At 70.8% G+C, this 16004-nt stretch carries 15 protein-coding genes; 1 reads left to right on the plus strand and 14 read right to left on the minus strand.

Annotated elements, in window-relative coordinates; all coding sequences use genetic code 11:
• Positions 1–11: 11 nt before the first annotated feature.
• The 3 genes from NJE57_RS16445 to NJE57_RS16455 form a co-directional block, all read right to left on the minus strand.
• A complete protein-coding gene (locus tag NJE57_RS16445; RefSeq protein WP_319029603.1) occupies positions 12–1154 on the minus strand; it encodes a DUF6544 family protein in 1143 nt (380 codons plus the stop codon).
• 14 nt (positions 1155–1168) lie between these two features.
• Positions 1169–2779, minus strand: a complete 1611-nt coding sequence (locus NJE57_RS16450) for a DUF4389 domain-containing protein (protein WP_319029604.1) — start codon at positions 2777–2779, stop codon at positions 1169–1171.
• Between the two features lie 238 nt (positions 2780–3017).
• Positions 3018–4325, minus strand: coding sequence for a cytochrome P450 (locus NJE57_RS16455; protein ID WP_319029605.1), 1308 nt, complete (start codon positions 4323–4325; stop codon positions 3018–3020).
• A 57-nt stretch (positions 4326–4382) separates the two neighbouring features.
• Between NJE57_RS16455 and NJE57_RS16460 the strand changes: the two genes are divergently transcribed.
• On the plus strand, positions 4383–5033 hold the full coding sequence (locus NJE57_RS16460; RefSeq protein WP_319029606.1) for a hypothetical protein: 651 nt from the start codon (positions 4383–4385) through the stop codon (positions 5031–5033).
• Positions 5034–5072: 39 nt separating this feature from the next.
• On the opposite strand, the gene urtE is transcribed toward NJE57_RS16460, so the two are convergent.
• From urtE to NJE57_RS16515, 11 genes are all read right to left on the minus strand, one after another.
• Positions 5073–5774: an urea ABC transporter ATP-binding subunit UrtE gene (urtE, locus tag NJE57_RS16465; RefSeq protein WP_319029607.1), complete on the minus strand. Its 702-nt coding sequence runs from the start codon at positions 5772–5774 to the stop codon at positions 5073–5075.
• Entirely contained in the window at positions 5771–6571 is an 801-nt protein-coding gene (gene urtD, locus NJE57_RS16470) for an urea ABC transporter ATP-binding protein UrtD (protein ID WP_319029608.1), read from the minus strand. Before urtD ends, urtE begins: the two co-directional genes overlap by 4 nt.
• Positions 6568–7797 carry an urea ABC transporter permease subunit UrtC gene (gene urtC, locus NJE57_RS16475; protein ID WP_319029609.1) on the minus strand — a complete coding sequence of 410 codons (1230 nt, stop codon included), beginning with the start codon at positions 7795–7797 and terminating at the stop codon, positions 6568–6570. Before urtC ends, urtD begins: the two co-directional genes overlap by 4 nt.
• A complete protein-coding gene (urtB, locus tag NJE57_RS16480) occupies positions 7794–8678 on the minus strand; it encodes an urea ABC transporter permease subunit UrtB (RefSeq protein ID WP_319029610.1) in 885 nt (294 codons plus the stop codon). The genes urtC and urtB overlap by 4 nt, the downstream gene beginning before the upstream one ends.
• An 89-nt stretch (positions 8679–8767) precedes the next feature.
• Positions 8768–10021, minus strand: a complete 1254-nt coding sequence (gene urtA / locus NJE57_RS16485) for an urea ABC transporter substrate-binding protein (RefSeq protein WP_319029611.1) — start codon at positions 10019–10021, stop codon at positions 8768–8770.
• 187 nt (positions 10022–10208) lie between these two features.
• Positions 10209–11171 carry an urease accessory protein UreD gene (locus NJE57_RS16490; protein WP_319029612.1) on the minus strand — a complete coding sequence of 321 codons (963 nt, stop codon included), beginning with the start codon at positions 11169–11171 and terminating at the stop codon, positions 10209–10211.
• Positions 11168–11803, minus strand: coding sequence for an urease accessory protein UreG (gene ureG / locus NJE57_RS16495; protein WP_319029613.1), 636 nt, complete (start codon positions 11801–11803; stop codon positions 11168–11170). Before ureG ends, NJE57_RS16490 begins: the two co-directional genes overlap by 4 nt.
• Positions 11804–11841: 38 nt before the next feature.
• Positions 11842–12564 (minus strand): urease accessory protein UreF, encoded by a 723-nt coding sequence (locus NJE57_RS16500; RefSeq protein ID WP_319029614.1) that lies wholly within the window; start codon positions 12562–12564, stop codon positions 11842–11844.
• Entirely contained in the window at positions 12561–14777 is a 2217-nt protein-coding gene (gene ureC / locus NJE57_RS16505) for an urease subunit alpha (protein WP_319029615.1), read from the minus strand. Before ureC ends, NJE57_RS16500 begins: the two co-directional genes overlap by 4 nt.
• A 25-nt stretch (positions 14778–14802) precedes the next feature.
• Positions 14803–15624, minus strand: coding sequence for a hypothetical protein (locus NJE57_RS16510; RefSeq protein WP_319029616.1), 822 nt, complete (start codon positions 15622–15624; stop codon positions 14803–14805).
• Entirely contained in the window at positions 15621–15941 is a 321-nt protein-coding gene (locus NJE57_RS16515; RefSeq protein WP_319029617.1) for an urease subunit gamma, read from the minus strand. The genes NJE57_RS16510 and NJE57_RS16515 overlap by 4 nt, the downstream gene beginning before the upstream one ends.
• Between the last annotated feature and the right edge of the window lie 63 nt (positions 15942–16004).

Below are 16004 nucleotides of genomic sequence, written 5' to 3' on the forward strand. Positions count from 1 at the left end.
GGCCGGGGCCGTCACCCGATGTCCTCCGCCCGGACGTTGTGCGCGACATCGGTGAACTCGAGCTCGATGTAGGTGAACCAGTCCCCCGTCTCCGGGTCGAGCCAGCGGGCTCGGCCGACCGCGGGCAGTCGGACGCCGTGGAAGTCGCGGCGCTCGGTGATGGGGGTCGACCAGGGCTGGCGGGTGAACGACGAGCCGTCCTCGGAGGCCCGCAGGCGGTCCGGGGAGTGGAAGTCGACGAGGTCTCCGGAGTCGTCGAAGAGAAGGTCCGCTGACACCCTCTGGTCGCCGGTGGTGAAGACCCCGCGCACCCGGTCGCCGTCGACCTCGGTCCACTCGACCGGCGCGTCGACCAGGGCTCCGGGCGCCAGCAGGACGAGGTCGTTGAACACGGTGACCGTCTCCCCCCGGTTCATCTCGGGGCCGGCGGAGTCGAGGACCGTCACGAGGGACAGCAGCCTGCCGCGCATCGTGGCGGTGGTGTCGGCGTAGGAGTGCAGGACGGTGACGGGCAGTCCGCCCCGGATCGCGTCGATGAGGAACGCCCGCTGCGGCCGGGGACCGTAGGTGTTGAGCTGCTCACCCGTGAAGGACATCCACCCGGAATCGGGGCCGCTACGGATGCGGCCGCGGAGCTCGGCGTGGACGCTGACGACCCGGGGCCTGCCGACGGCTCCGGTGCGTCGGACGTAGGTGGCCAGCGGGCCTGGCAGTACGTCGAGATCGGCCTCCGTGAGCACCGGAGGGTCCGTCCGCTGCACCCGCACCGCGCTCGTGGCGTGCTCGCGCCATCGCGCGTGGAAGCTGGTCGGCCCCTCCGCGAGGAAACCGTAACCGGCCATCAGCACCAGCAGCACCGTCACCGCAGTGCCGGCCCCGGCATCACTCCACGACGTGAGGATCGCAGTCTGCGAGACGACAGCCGCGACCGCGGCGAGCACCCACCACCAGGTCGGCGCACCGACGGCCAGCGTCGCCGCGGTGGCGAGCACCAGCAGTGCGGCCAGGAGCCAGAGCACGGCGCCGGCGGGGCCGATCGGCTGCCCCAGCTGCTCGATCTCGGCCCAGCCGAACCCCGCGGCGACCCCCGGCAGGTGGAGCAGGCCGTGCACGACCAACACCACCACGACCATCCATCGGAGTGTGGCGAGCATTCCGTTCACTTTCCCTACTCAGCTACGGGGGTGCTCCCCGGCCGCCGGTCCGGTCCCATTGCCGACCCGGCGTCACCCGGCCCGCCCGTTCCCGGGCTGACCGGCTCCTCCGACCCCTGATCCAGGCGGAACGGCGGATACTCGTCGCGCAGGAGCAGCACGTACGAGCCGACCCGGTAGACCCAGCGGTTCAGGCCCACGATCAGGTCGAACAGCCCGGGCAGGTATCGACCGGTGAACAGCAACCCGATCGCGGCGATCAGTACGAGCAGGCCCACCAGCGAGATGCTCCACCCGGCGCCGCCGTTCTCCGACGCGCTGTTCAGGGCCGCCCCGCCGCCGGTGAGGATCCCCACGATGAACAGGTGCGGGATCACCAACAGCCACCACTTGACCAACACCAGGCCTCGCGAGAGGCGCTCGGGATAGACCACGTCGAGCTCGGCCGGATAGTCGGCCGGTGCCAGCGAGAACGGCGGGTACCGGTCCGTGCCGAGCGCGGAGTAGGCGTAGAACCCGACGCGCCAGTTCCACCGCAGCACCCCGACGCTGAACATGAACCAGGCCCGGGGATAGCGACCGGTGACCAGCACGGTCAGTCCCGCGGCGATGGTGGTGACCACCAGGGCGAACCACAGCAGTGCGATCACGATGTAGTGCGGGATCGCCAGCGCCCACTTGATCAACCACATCGCCCGCGATACCTGAGGGTCCAGGCGCCCGGTCAGTCGCAGCGGGTCGGGACCTGCTCCGGCGCCGAGGACCCCCGCCCCGGTCGCCGCAGCCCCGGCCGTCGCCGCTCCGGCCCCGCGGTCGATGTCGCGGCCCAGCCCGGCGGCCCCGAGCAGGATCAGTGGCAGGCCCAGCAACAGGGCCACGATCCCGGCGACCAGGACGCCGGGGTTAGCGAACCCGAAGAGTTCGGTGTGTGCGCCCGCCTGCATGTCCACCCACACCGGGCGGGTGCCGTCGGCGTTCATCACCACGACCACCCAGTCACCGGTCTGCAGCTCCACGGTCAACGTCTGCTGGTCTGCGCCGGTCGCCGACTGCGCCCAGAAGTCCTGCTCGGTCGGTGGCTCGGGCGTGCGGGTGCCGGCAACCTCGTCCAACGCGTCGTTGGGGTCGTAGCGGTTGTTCCACTGCATCGGCCCGTCCCAGATTTCCGGGCCGTCGACGGTGTAGTCGTCCTCCCACGGGTCCTGACTGAACACCGCGTGCGGGACATCCTGCAGATACGCGGAGACGTCCGAGGCGTCGGCAATCCCGATGAACACCTCCTGCCCGGGCACCGTCGGGGTGGCGCGCAGCCGGATGCTGATCAGGTCATCGAGGTCGAACATGCCGTCCGAGGCCGTATCGCCCAGGTCGAGCGTGATGGGCGCGGTGGTGATCGCGTTGCCGACCGTCCGGACCTCATCGGTGTCGGTGTACGCGTACCGACCGTCACGCTGGGAGGCCTCGGCCGCGAGGAGCACTCCACCTGCCGCGGTGAGACCAAGACCGAACGCGGCGAGCAGGACACCTGCGATCAGCACGACCCAGTTCAACGGTCGCGTGCGGGGTGGAGACTCGACGGATGTAAAGGAGGAATGGTCGGATGGGGTGGCCTGCGGAGAGCCCATGATGAATCCTTCACGAGAAGGGTCGCGGACCCACCGGGATCAGCGAATCCGCCTTCGCGAAGTAACCCTACTCTTATGTGAACAGTATGGTGACCATGTGCCGGAGGGGGTATCCGAGGCCCCTCCAGCCCCCTCCTCGTTCATCGACATCACCCCCGACCGGCCCAGATGACGCTCCGCGAACCAGATCCGGTGGAACCCTGCACCGCACGGATGGAGGAGCGCGGTCGGACGCGGGTCAGGGCCGCGGCGCGTCGAACCCCGTCGCGGGCAGTGAGACGAATCCACGGGTGAACGGGGAGAGCGCTCGCACGGCGGCGCCCACATCCACTCCCACAGCGGGGTGCGCCGCGTACAGCTCCTCCACGGCGACCCGGGCCTGCAGCCGCGCGAAATGCGACCCGATGCAGAAGTGCGGACCGCGGGAGAAGCTCAGGTGTCCGGTGTTCTCGCGGGTGATGTCGAGCTCCTCGGCGGTGGGCCCGAACTCGCGCTCGTCGCGGTTGGCCGACGCGTAGAGCATCATCACCTTCTCCCCTGCCGGTATCGTCACTCCGTCGACCGTCGCCTCACGGGTGGTGGTGCGGGCCAGCGCCTGCACGCTGGACTCGTACCGCAGGCACTCCGAGAGCGCGCCGGGGATCAACCCGGGGTCGGCCACCAGCATCTCCCGTTGCCGCGGGTGCGCGTCGAGCAGCGCGACGGTGTGCGAGATGAGGTTGCCGGTGGTGTCGTTGCCGCCGGCGACGATGACAAAGCAGAAGCCGAGGATGTCCCAGTCGTCCAGGCGCTCCCCCTCGATCTCCGCCTCGGCCAGGGCCGAGATGAGGTCCTGGCCCGGGTTCGCCCGCCGCTCGGTGATGAGCTCGCCGAAGTAGGCGAACATCTCCGCCACCGCCGCGACCGCCCCACTTTCCAGACCGGCCGGGCGGAACCCCTCCTCCTGCAGGGTCGTCAGCGCGCTGACCCACGGGTCGAACAGTGGCCGGTCCGCGGCGGGCAGGTCGAACAGCCGGGCCAGCACGAACGTAGGGATCTGCGAGCTGAAGTCGGCGTGCAGATCGACCACCTCGTCGTCGTCGAACCTCTCGGCCATCTCCGCAAGCCGCCCACGGACGAAGTCGCGGATCTGCGGCTCGGTCTCCGCGACACGCTTGGGCGAGAACGCCTTAGCCAACAACCGGCGCTTCCCGGAGTGTTCGGGCGGGTCCATCATCACGATGGTCGGTGCCAGCCCGAGCCTGGCGATCTCGTCGCGGTAGAAGGTCAGACCACTGGCGGAGGAGAACGTCTCGGGGTCGCACACGGCGACGTCGACGTCGGCGTAGCGGGACAGCGCCCAGAAATCGGGGTGAGCAGCCGTGCCGTCGCCGCGGTGGAAGTGGACGGGGTCGGTCTCACGCAGCACCCGGTAACCGTGGTACGGGTCCGCGAGGTGCGCCGGGTCGAACGGGTCGAAGGCGGGGCCGGTGGCGGTGGCGGGACCGGTGGCGGTGGCGGTGGAGGGCGCGGTCGGCACGCGGGTGGGCTGCACAGGGTGGGTCATGGCCATAGTTAACACGTGCTGTTAAATAATGGGAAGGGGCGATCTAGACTCGGGCCCGTGCCCCGACCCACCGCCACCACCCGACCCGCCACATCGCGCTCGGCCGCCACCCGGGCCGCCCTGTACCTGGCCGGCCTGCGCCGTTTCGCCTCCGACGGCTGGCGGACGGCACGCGTCCGCGACATCGTCTCCGACGCCGGCCAGGGCAACGACTCGGCGATCAACTACCACTTCGGCGGCCGCGTGGGGCTGCTCGAGGAGGTGCTGCGCCGCGGGGTCCTGCGCATGGAGGACGAGCGGCGCGCCGATCTACGGCGGTGGGCGTCGTCGACCCCCGACCTCGCGGAGATCGTGCGGGCGGTGGTGTCTCCGGTGGCGGATCTGTTGGCCGACGACGAGGGCCGCTGCACTCTCCGGGTGATCGCGCAGGTCGGGGCGTTGGCCGAGGTCGGCCGGACGGTCAGCACCGGTCCGGTCGCCGACACCGCGCTGCAGGATCAGCTCGAGATGCTGGTGACGGCCGTGACCGACCGCTGTGGCCGGGAACTCGCCGGCCACCGGGTGCGGCAGCTCATCGTGATGCTCACCGCCGAGCTCGCGGCGCGGGCCTGCGATCCCCCGGAGAGCGGGCCGCCCCACCGCGAATACGTGACCGACCTCGTCGACTGGTTGGCGGTGGGGCTGGCGCGGCCCGCTCCGGCGGGGTGAGATCGCGGCGGGGTGAGGTCGCGGTGGGGTGCGGAGCGCTCAGATCGAGAGCGCGGAGGCCACGTCGTGCGCGGCGGTGTCGTCGGAGGCGCCCGAGTGCGTGACCCGGCCCGACTCCACCACGTAGTAGACGTCCGAGGCGCGGAGGGAGAAGCCCACGTGCTGCTCGACCAGCAGGACGGACAGGTCGCCACGCGAGGCCAGGTCGACGATGATCCGCTCGATCTCCGCCACCACGTTGGGCTGGATGCCCTCTGTCGGTTCGTCCAGCACCAACAGCCGCGGCTCGGTGATGAGCGCCCGGGCGATGGCCAGCTGCTGACGCTGACCACCGGAGAGCAGCCCCGCCTTGCGGTCGAGCAGTTCCCTCAGCGCCGGGAACAGGTCCAGCGACTCGTCGATCAGCGCCTTGCCCCGCTTGCGGCCGTCGGCCACGACCCGCAGGTTCTCGGCGGTGGTGAGCTGGGTGAACGACTGCTGACCCTGGGGCACGTAGCCGATGCCCAGCGCCACGCGGCCGTGCGGTTTCAGGCCTGTGATGTCCTGGCCGTCGAAGGTGATCGTGCCGGCCTTGCACGGCAGCAGCCCGACGGCCGCGCGCAGCAGGGTCGTCTTGCCCGCGCCGTTGTGTCCGAGCACCGCGGAGACACCGCCGGCGGGGACCTCCAGGTCCACGCCGTGGAGCACCTCGGAGCCGCCGTACCCGGCACGGACGCCTGACATCTGCAGTAGTGCACTCATGTGGCTGTCTCTTCCTCGAGTTCGGTTCCGGTGGCGGCGGCGGTGCCCAGGTACACCTGCTGGACCTTGGGGTCGGCCTGGATCTGGGCGACTGTGCCCTCGGCCAGGACCTTGCCGGCCGCGAGGACCGTCACCGAGGTGGCGAAGTCCCGCATGAAGTCCATGTCGTGTTCCACCACGACCACGGTGCGGTCGGCGGCGATGCGCCGGAGCAGTTCGCCGGTGGCCTTCCTCTCGTCGGCGCCCATGCCGGCGACGGGCTCGTCGAGGAGCATCACGTCGGAGTTCTGGACCAGCAGCATGCCGATCTCCAGCCACTGCTTCTGCCCGTGCGCCAGGACGCCGGCCTTGGTCCCGGCCAGGTGCTCGAGCCCGATGGTGTCCAGGGTCTCGGACACCACGGTCGCGCGACCGCGGCGCCGCCGGAGCAGGGTCAGCCATCCGCGGCCGGAGCCGGCCGCGATGTCGAGGTTCTGCTCCACGGTCAGGTCCTCGAAGATGCTGGCCGTCTGGAAGGTGCGGCCGATCCCCATGCGGGCGATCTTGTGCGTCTTCATCCCCAGCACCGGTTGCCCGGTCTTGTCGACGGACCCGGTCGCGGGGACCAGTCCCGTGATGGCGTCGACGACGGTGGTCTTGCCCGCGCCGTTGGGGCCGATGAGGAACTTGAGATCTCCCTGGATCAGCGTGAGGTCCACGCCGTCCACGGCCCGGAAGCCGTCGAAGGACACGGTCAGCCCGCGCACCTCGAGGTAGGCCCTGCCGGTCTTCCCGGTGGCCACGGCGGTGGGGGTCATGACGTCTCCTGTGAGGTGTTGGCGGATCCGGTGGGGGCGGATCCGGTGGTGGCGGAGGTCGCGCGGTCCGGTTCGGCCGACCTGCGGCGCCTGCGGATGACGAACAGGCTCGCCAGGCCGCCGGGGAGGAAGCCGACGACCACGATGAACAGCACGCCCTGCAGATAGGTCCACTGCGACGGGTAGGCCTCGGAGAAGGTCGTCTGCGCCCAGGCGACGCCGATCGCGCCCAGGACCGGACCGAGCAGGGTGGCCCGGCCGCCGATCGCTACGCCGATGAGGAACGCGATCGACGGGGCGATGCCGATGGCCGACGGGGAGATGATCCCCACGATCGGGACGAACAGCGCGCCGGCGATCCCGGCCGCGAAGGCGGCGACCGAGTACGCCAACGACTTGACCAGCGCCGGGTCGTAACCCAGGAAGCGGACCCGCTCCTCCTGGTCGCGGACGGCCACGAGCAGCTCCCCGAATCGGGAGTGCATGAACTGGCGCACCAGCAACACCATGCCGATGAGGACGCCACCGGTGATGAAGTACAGCATCTGCCGGTTGGCGGGATCCGAGAGGGCGAAGCCGAAGAACCCGGTGAACCGGTTGAGCCCGTTCGATCCGCCGAGCTCGGAACGGCTGACCAGGAAGATCGCCGCGGCCGCCGCGAGGGCCTGGGACAGGATGGCGAAGTACGCCCCCTTGACCTTGCGGTTGAACACCAGGTACCCGAACCCGAACGCGAGCAGGGGCGGCAGCAACAGGATCACCGCGAGGGCGAACACCGGTGAGGCGAACGGCTCCCAGTACCCGGGCAGCGAGCGCATGCCCGCGATCTGCATGAAGTCCGGCAGGGCGTCGGGCCCGCCGCGCTCGCGGGCGTCGGCGAGCTTGAGGTACATCGCCATCGCGTACGCGCCGACGCCGAAGTAGACGCCCTGGCCCAGGGTGAGCATTCCGCCCCGGCCCCAGGCCAGGCCGATGCCGGTGGCGACGATGCCGTAGCAGAAGAACTTGGCCAACAGGTTCAGGCGGAACTCGCTGAGCAGGAGGGGCGCGACGCCGAAGATGAGGACGGCGGCGACGGCGAGCGCGACCCAGAACACCCAGCGGGGTCGCTGGCCGTCGGCGGCCGGGGCGCCGGAACGCGGCAGGAGTGGTGGCCTGCCCCGGCGACCGGTGTCCGGACCGGCCGACTCCGTGGAGGACGAAGCGGTGGTATCGGTGTGTGTCATGCCAGGCTCCTGGTCTTGACGGCGAACAGTCCCTGGGGGCGGACCTGGAGGAACACGATGATCGCGACGAAGACGAGCACCTTCGCCACGGACGCGGTCGTGGAGTACTCGAAGAACGACTGCAGGATCCCCAGCGCGAAGGCGGCGATCACGGCACCGCGCAGCTGCCCGAGACCACCGACCACCACCACGAGGAACGCGTCGATGAGGTACGACTGACCGATGGTGGGGCTCGTCGAGCCGATCAGGGTCAGCGCCACGCCCGCCACGCCGGCGAGGCCGGAACCGATGAAGAAGGTGGTCAGGTCGCTGCGACGCGAGTTGATGCCCGAGCTCTCCGCCAGGTCGCGGTTGAGGGTGACGGCGCGGATCCGCCGGCCCATCGGCGTGAACCGCATGGCCGCCATCAGTGCGGCGACACAGGCCACGGCCAGGACGAAGATGAAGATGCGGGTGTTGGGGACGGACGCCCCCAGCAGTACGACGTTGTCGCGGAGGAAGGCCGGCACCTCGACGTTGACGGCGGGCGCTCCCCAGATGTCCCGCGCGATCTGCTGCAGCACCAGGCCGACGCCGAACGTCACGAGCAGGGTGTCGAGCGGCCTGGCGTACAGCCGTCTGATGAGCAGCACCTCGAGGAGCACCCCGAGCAGCCCGCCCACCACGAATCCGGCCACGAGTGAGATCGCGAGCCCCGCACCGGAGGCCGCGACGAACTGTTGGATGACGTAGGCCGTGTAGCAGCCGGCCATGATGAACTCGCCGTGCGCCATGTTGATGACGCCCATCTGCCCGAAGGTCAGGGACAGTCCGAGGGCTGCGAGTAGCAGGATCGAGCCGATGCTCAAACCTGTCGCGAGTTGACCGATGAGAATGTCCACACCGGCTCCTTTCTCCTACTTACGCCCGCCCGCGGCGGCCCCGGTGACCGGGACCGCCGCGGGTGGGGGCGGTGGACACGGACTGGTGGTCAGTTGCCGGACAGGTCCCCGGCCCAGTCGTAGCCCTCCAGGAACGGGTCCGGCTCGATGGGCTCGCCGGAGCTCCACACCTCGTAGATCAGGCCGTCGGGGCGGATCTCACCGACGAGCGCGGTCTTGGAGATGTGGTTGTTCTCCCCGTTGATCGTCACGGTGCCCTCGGGGGCGTCGAAGCTGACCCCGCCGGCGTTGTCCTGGATCTCGGCGACGTCGAAGCTGCCCGCCTTCTCGACGGTGTTCTTCCACAGGTACAGCGAGGTGTACGCGGCCTCCATCGGGTCGGAGGTGACCCGGTTGTCGCCGTACTTGGCCTTGAACGCCTCGACGAACGACGTGTTCTCGGGATTGTCGATGGTCTGGTAGTAGTTCCACGACGTGAGCTGGCCGGCGATGTTGTTCGCGCCGATACCCTGGACCTCCTCCTCGGCGATCGACACGCTCACCACCGGGGTCTCCTCGGCGGTGAGGCCGGCGTTGGCGTACTCGCGGAAGAACGCGACGTTGGAGTCGCCGTTGAGGGTGTTGAACACCGCGTCCGGGTTGGCCGTTCGCACCTTGTTGACGATGGTGGAGAAGTCGGTGGACCCGAGCGGGGTGTAGTCCTCGCCGAGGATCTCGACGTCGTTGGCCTCGGCCCACGCCTTGATGACCCGGTTGGCGGTCTGCGGGAAGACGTAGTCCGAGCCGACGAGGTACATGGACTCGGCGCCCTGCTCCTTGAGGTACTCCAGACCCGGCACGATCTGCTGGTTGGTGGTGGCGCCGGTGTAGAAGATGTTCTCGGAGGACTCCAGGCCCTCGTACTGCACCGGGTAGTACAGCAGGGCGTTGTTGTCCTCGACCACCGGCAGCATGGCCTTGCGTGAGGACGAGGTCCAGCCGCCGAAGATCGCGGCCACGCAGTCGCTGGTGATGAGCTTCTGCGCCTTCTCCGCGAAGACGGCCGGGTCGGAGGCACCGTCCTCGACGACCGGCTCGATCTGCTTGCCCATCACGCCGCCGTCGGCGTTGATCTGCTCCACGGCCAGCGCCACGGAGTCGCGCACGGTCTTCTCCGAGATGGCCATCGTGCCGGACAGGGAGTGCAGCGACCCGATCTTGATGGTGTCGCCGGAGGTATCCACACACGACTCCGCGGCGGCCGCGGACTCGTCCGAGGTGCGGCTACCACAGGCGGTGAGTGCACCGGCCCCGAGGACCACCAGTGCGGCGGCGGCGGCGGTGCGTCTGGAGATGGAATTCACGCGGGTTCATCCTTGCCGTGGGCGGGCTGTCGGTGGCCCCCGCTTGTCGGGGATCGACGCTCGATGCCCCTCAAGCTATGAGTCCGATGTGAGCCGCACGGTTCACCGGTGTTTCGTCTGTGTTGCCTGAATCCACCTGCAGTGAACCCTGTGTTTCGCCCCTGCTCAGGAAGTGTTCAGTACAGGCTCAGCTCTTGCGCAGGTCCGGAGCCGGGGCTCCCAGGACGTGCTCGCGCGCTGCCGACCACACCGCGCGCACGGCGGCCTCCACCGCCTCCGGGCTCTCCCCCAGCACCCGCGCCCACGCCCCGGACCCCTCGGGCAGAGTGCTCACACCGCAGCGCACACCCCCGGAGCGCACGGCCCCGCACCCGTCGCCGGCCGCCCTCATCACGGCCGCCAGGTCCGTCGCCGGCCCCGGCGCCAGGACGAACAGGGTGCCGATGGCGTCGGCCCCGCCCGTGACCATCTCGTCGTCGGACCCCCCGCCCCCGACGATCCGCGTGGTGTCCACCACCAGCGGCACGCCGTCGGGACGGGTCACCTCGACGGCCGAGACCAGCGCGTCCACCGCCCAGCGCTCCCCGTGCGCCACCCGCCCTGCGGTGAGGACGTCGGAGACCACCAGCACGGCGTCCTCGGGGACCGTGGCGCCGAGGCGCTGCTGGAACCGGCTCCCGGCGAACGGGATGAGGGGGTCGGGCACCCACTCGCACACCGCGCCGGCGCCCAGCGTCAGGGTCACGTTCTGGGTGGCATACCCGGCGTCCATGCGGTGCACGCGCGTGGCGGCCTGTGTGGTGATCAGCGCGTGGGCCCGGTCCGAGAGCCGCACGTCGATGTCCAACCGGTCGCCGCCCACCACGCCCCCGCCGGTCGACATGAGATAGGTGACCGGGACCCCGGGCAGCACCGGGTCGATGTAGAGCGGACGCATCACCTGTAGAGGCGACTTCTGGTAGCGGTCGGCCAGGACGGTGCGGCCGCCCCCGATGGCCCGGTAGTCCAGGTCCAGGACGCCGACCTTGCCCGGGGAACCCACGGGCAGCGACCCCGCGGCGTGTGCCGGGCCGGACGCCACCGCCGGCGAGACGTGACCGGGTTCGGCCGCGCGCGCCAGCCGATCGGCCCGGGACACGGTTGCGGTCACGCGCTCGGCAGCAGGTCCGCGCGCCGCGACTCGAAGTAGTCCAGCACCTCGTCGACCCCCGTGCCGCTGAGGCAGTCGGTCAGCACGACCGGCTTACCGGAGCGCACGCGGTCAGCGTCGGAGCTCATCACCCCCAGGTCGCAGCGGACGTACTTGGCGATGTCGATCTTGTTGATCACCAGCAGGTCGCACTCGGTGATGCCGGGGCCCCGCTTGCGCGGCATCTTCTCGCCCTCGGCGGTGTCCAGGACGAACAGGAACAGGTCCACCAGCGCGGGCGAGAACGTCAGGGTGAGATTGTCCCCGCCGGACTCGAAGATCAGCGTGTCGACGTCCGGGTGGTCCTCGAGCATCTCGGCACCCACCGCGAGGTTCATGGTGGGATCGTCGCGGACGGCGGTGTGGGGGCACGACCCGGTCTCCACGCCCACCACCTTCCGCGGGTCCAGGACCCCCGCCAGGGTGCGGCGGACGTGTTCGGCGTCCTCCTGGGTGTAGATGTCGTTGGTGATCACCGCGGGGGCCCGGCCGCGCTCGATGAGCAGGGGCACCAGCGCCTCGATCAGCGCGGTCTTGCCCGAGCCCACGGGCCCGCCGATCCCGATGCGCAGTACGTTCTGTCCCTCGGTCATGTGAATGCCTTCCGTGGTGGAGTCGGTGTGTGGGGCCGCTAGCTGGCGAAGAGCCGGGCGTCGGAGCTCTCGTGGTGGCAGGAGGCGAGGTCCAGCACCGGGGCGAAGCCGCCCAGGTCCTCCAGGGCGGTGCCGACGGCGGTGCCCGCGACCTCGTCGATCACCGGCGCGGCACCCCGGACCAGCACCTGGGCGCTGCGGTGGTCGGCCAACCGCAGGCGCAGGGCGGCGCCGGCCAGGCTGATCACGATCGCGGTGAGGTCGGCGGCCACGGCCTCCCGCTGGTCCAGCCCGCCGCGGGCGTAGACCACGCCCATGACCACCGACTGGGACCCGGGCGACCGGCGGGACCGCACGTGGGTGTTCCACGCGCTGACCACCGGGTCCTCCAGCAGCTCGGCCGCCAGGTCCAGCACCTGCTTGCCCGTGCGGGTGGCGCCGTCGCGCAGTTCGCGGGTGAGCCGGGTGGCGTGCAGGCGCCGGTCGATGCGGGTCAATGCGGCCAGCAGTCGCGCCTGCTCGTCGTCGTCACCATGGTGGTCCCGGGTCGCCGCCCAGGCCAGGGCCAACGCCACCGAGTCCGCCGGGCCGATGGCGTGGCGCAGCATGCCGTGCAGCACCTCCGGCAGTCGACGGGCGTCGACCTCCCCGCGTTGGGCGAGCCCCTCCAGCCCGTGCGAGAGCGTGTACATCCCGGAGGGGAAGGACGAGTCGGTGAACTGCAGCGCCAGCAGCAGTCGGGACAGGTCGGAGCCGCTCATGCCAGGTAGTGCAGCTGGGCCAGCGGCAGCGTCGTGGCCGGCGCGATGGTGGCGGGCTCACCGTCGACGGTCACCACGTACGTCTCGGGATCCACCTCGATGGTCGGGCAGCGGTCGTTGCGGACCATGTCCTTCTTTCCGATCCCGCGGCATCCGCGCACGGGCAGGCACGGCGACGTCAGTCCGAGTTGCTCGGGCACCCCGGCCTCGATCGCGGCGGCGGACAGGAACGTCACCCGGGTGGACTGCATCGCCCCGCCGTAGGCGCCGAACATCGGTCGGTAGATCACCGGCTGCGGGGTGGGCAGGGAGGCGTTGGGGTCACCCATCGGTGCCCACACGATCATCCCGCCCTTGATCACCAGCGACGGCTTGGCGGCGAACGAGTCCACCGGCCACACCACCAGGTCGGCCAGCTTGCCGGGCTCGATCGAGCCCAGGTGGTCGGCGATCCCCGCGGCGATGGCCGGGTTGATGGTCATCTTGGCCACGTAGCGCAGGACCCGCTCGTTGTCGTTGCGCGCCCCGCCGTCCCCATCCGGTGAACTGCCGTCGGGCGAGGCGGCCACGTCCTCGGGCAGCGGCCCGCGCTCGACGCGGCAGTGGTGCGCGGTCTGGAACGCCCGCTGCCACGACTCCCCGACCCGTCCCATCGCCTGGGAGTCCGAGGAGAAGATGGAGATGATCCCCTCGTCGTGCAGCACCGTCTCCGCGGCGATGGTCTCCGCCCGCACCCGGGAGTCGGCGAAGCTCACGTCCTCGGGGATGTCGTGCGACAGGTGGTGGCAGACCATCACCATGTCCAGCAGCTCGTCGACCGAGTTCACGGTGTACGGCAGCGTCGGGTTGGTCGAGGCGGGCAGTACGTTGGGCTCACCGCACACCCGCAGGATGTCGGGCGCGTGACCGCCGCCCGCACCCTCGGAGTGGAAGGTGTGGATGGTCGAGTCGCCGATCGCGGCGCGGGTGTCCTCGTAGAACCCGGACTCGTTGAGCGTGTCGGTGTGGATCGCGACCTGCACGTCGTAGTCGTCCGCCACCTGCTGCACGCAGCGGATCGTGGCGGGCGTGGTGCCCCAGTCCTCGTGGATCTTCAGACCCGCCGCCCCGGCGACGATCTGCTCGATCGCCGACTCGGGCTGCGAGGTGTTGCCCTTGCCCAGGATCCCGATGTTCACCGGCAGCCCGTCGGCGGCCTGCAGCATCCGGCCGATGTTCCAGGCGCCCGGCGTGCAGGTGGTTCCCTTGGTGCCCTCGGACGGGCCGGTCCCGCCGCCGAACATCGTGGTGATGCCGTTCGACAGGGCCTCGTCGACCTGCTGGGGGGCGATGAAGTGGATGTGGGAATCCACTCCCCCGGCGGTGACGATCTTGTGCTCGCCCGCCACCACCTCCGTGCCGGGGCCGATCACCAGCTCGGGGTGCACGCCGTCCTGCAGGTGCGGGTTGCCGGCCTTGCCCACGGCCACGATCCGGCCGTCGCGCACGCCGATGTCGCCCTTGACCACGCCGATCACGGCGTCGAGGATCGTGGCCCCGGTGATCACCAGGTCCAGCGCGCCCGAGGCCCGCGTCCCCGCCGGGTCCTGTGCCATGCCGTCGCGGATCGCCTTGCCGCCGCCGTAGACGGCCTCCTCGCCGTAACCGCTGGAGCCGTCGGTGGTCACGGCGTTGTGGTCGCGGGTCAACTCGATGGTCAGCACCGTGTCCGCCAACGTCAGGCGGTCGCCGATCGTGGGTCCGTAGATGTCGGTGTAGGTGGCGCGGGGAAGCACGGTGGGCTCGCCCTCGGCGACGGGCGTCCGGACCGCGGACGGCGCCACCTCGTCGTCGTCGTTCGGACTGTCGCACAGGAACCCGCCCTCACGCATGCGCTCCATCGCGCGCTCGCGCACGTCCCCGTCGTCGAGCGGACCGTCGACCAGTCCCGAGAAGCCGTGGCACACGCGCGCCCCGGCGTAGTCCACCAGCCGCACCGTGCGACTCTGGCCGGGTTCGAAGCGCACCGCCAGCCCCGCGCCGATCGCCAGGTGACGCCCGTAGGCGGACGGGCGGTCGAAGCGCAGGGCCCGGTTGGCCTCGAAGAAGTGGTAGTGCGAACCCACCTGCACGGCGCGGTCGCCGGTGTTGGTCACCTCGAGCTCGATCGTCGCGCGGCCGGCGCCCAGCGTGATATCGCCGTCGCCGTACTGGTAGCTACCGGATCCGGACATGACGCTCCTCGGGCTGGGTGGGTGACTAGTGGGAGTGGGTGTAGACGGAGCCGTCGGCGGCCACGTGGGAGTGGGCGTAACCGTGGCCGTCCTCGGCGTCGAGCGCGGGGTCGATACCGTCGGAGCCGTCGGGGCCGTCGGGGCCGTCGGGGCCGTGAGCGCCGTGGTCCCACCGGTGGACCGCCTCGCGCACGCGGGTGTCGATGATGCTGCGCAGCACGGCCGGGCCCAGCAGGTGCTCGCCCTCGCCGGGCAGGTCGCGGCCGGTGACCGGTGCGGGGGCGAGAGTGGCCGGGACCAGCAGCGGGCGACCGCCGCCCAGCGCGTCGAGCCGCGCGAGTCCACCGGCCAGGTCGGGGTCGGGTTCGGAGCCGCCGTGGAAGGCCACCTCGACCAGCCCGGGGTGACCGTACTGGCGGGCGAGGCGGGCCAGGCGGAACAACTCGGCGTCGGCGAACGGGTCGATCGCCGGGCTCACCACCAGCACCGACGCGGCCTCGGGATGTCGGCGGATCGCCGCGCGCAGCCGGGTGACGAGCATGGTGGCGTCGCCGAGCGGCGCGGCCAGGGCGAGCCGCGCCCCGTCGGCCCGGCCCCGGACGTCACGAAGGGTGCGGGCGCTGTCGGCGATCACCGCGGGCGCGCGGCCGAACGTCATGGGGACGACGACGACGAGGTCTCCCCCCGCCCCCTGGGCGGCCACCAGGTCGGACAGACCGCGCCCGGGCGGGGCGGACGGGATGCCCAGGTCGGGCATGTCCTCGGACTCCGGGCCCAGGGCGGCCACGATCCGGGCGGTCGCCGGGTCGGTGTGCGCGTGGGTCCCGGGGTCGGCGTGGACGCTCACGCCTGCTGCTCCACCGGACCGACGGGATCGTGGACGGTGACCAGCTTGGAGCCGTCCGGGAAGGTGGCCTCCACCTGGATCATCGGCAGCCGCTGCACCACCCCGTCCATGACCTGCCCGGCGTCCAGGACCCGGCGGCCCAGGTCCATGCACTCGGCGACGGTGCGTCCGTCGCGGGCGTGCTCGACGATCTCCCACGAGATGAGAGCGGTGGCCTCCGGGACGTTGAGCAGCACCCCGCGCTCGAGCCTGCGCCGCGCGACCTCGGCCGCGGTGAACAGGGTGAGTTTGTCCAGCTCGCGGGGGGTGAGCTTCATCGGCGGGTCCTCTCGTGCGCGGCAACGATGGATCACGCTAGCGAGTGTGTGTGTCGCCCGTGT

Origin of the sequence: Dietzia sp. PP-33 (assembly GCF_033790845.1) — a bacterium.
Classification (GTDB): domain Bacteria; phylum Actinomycetota; class Actinomycetes; order Mycobacteriales; family Mycobacteriaceae; genus Dietzia.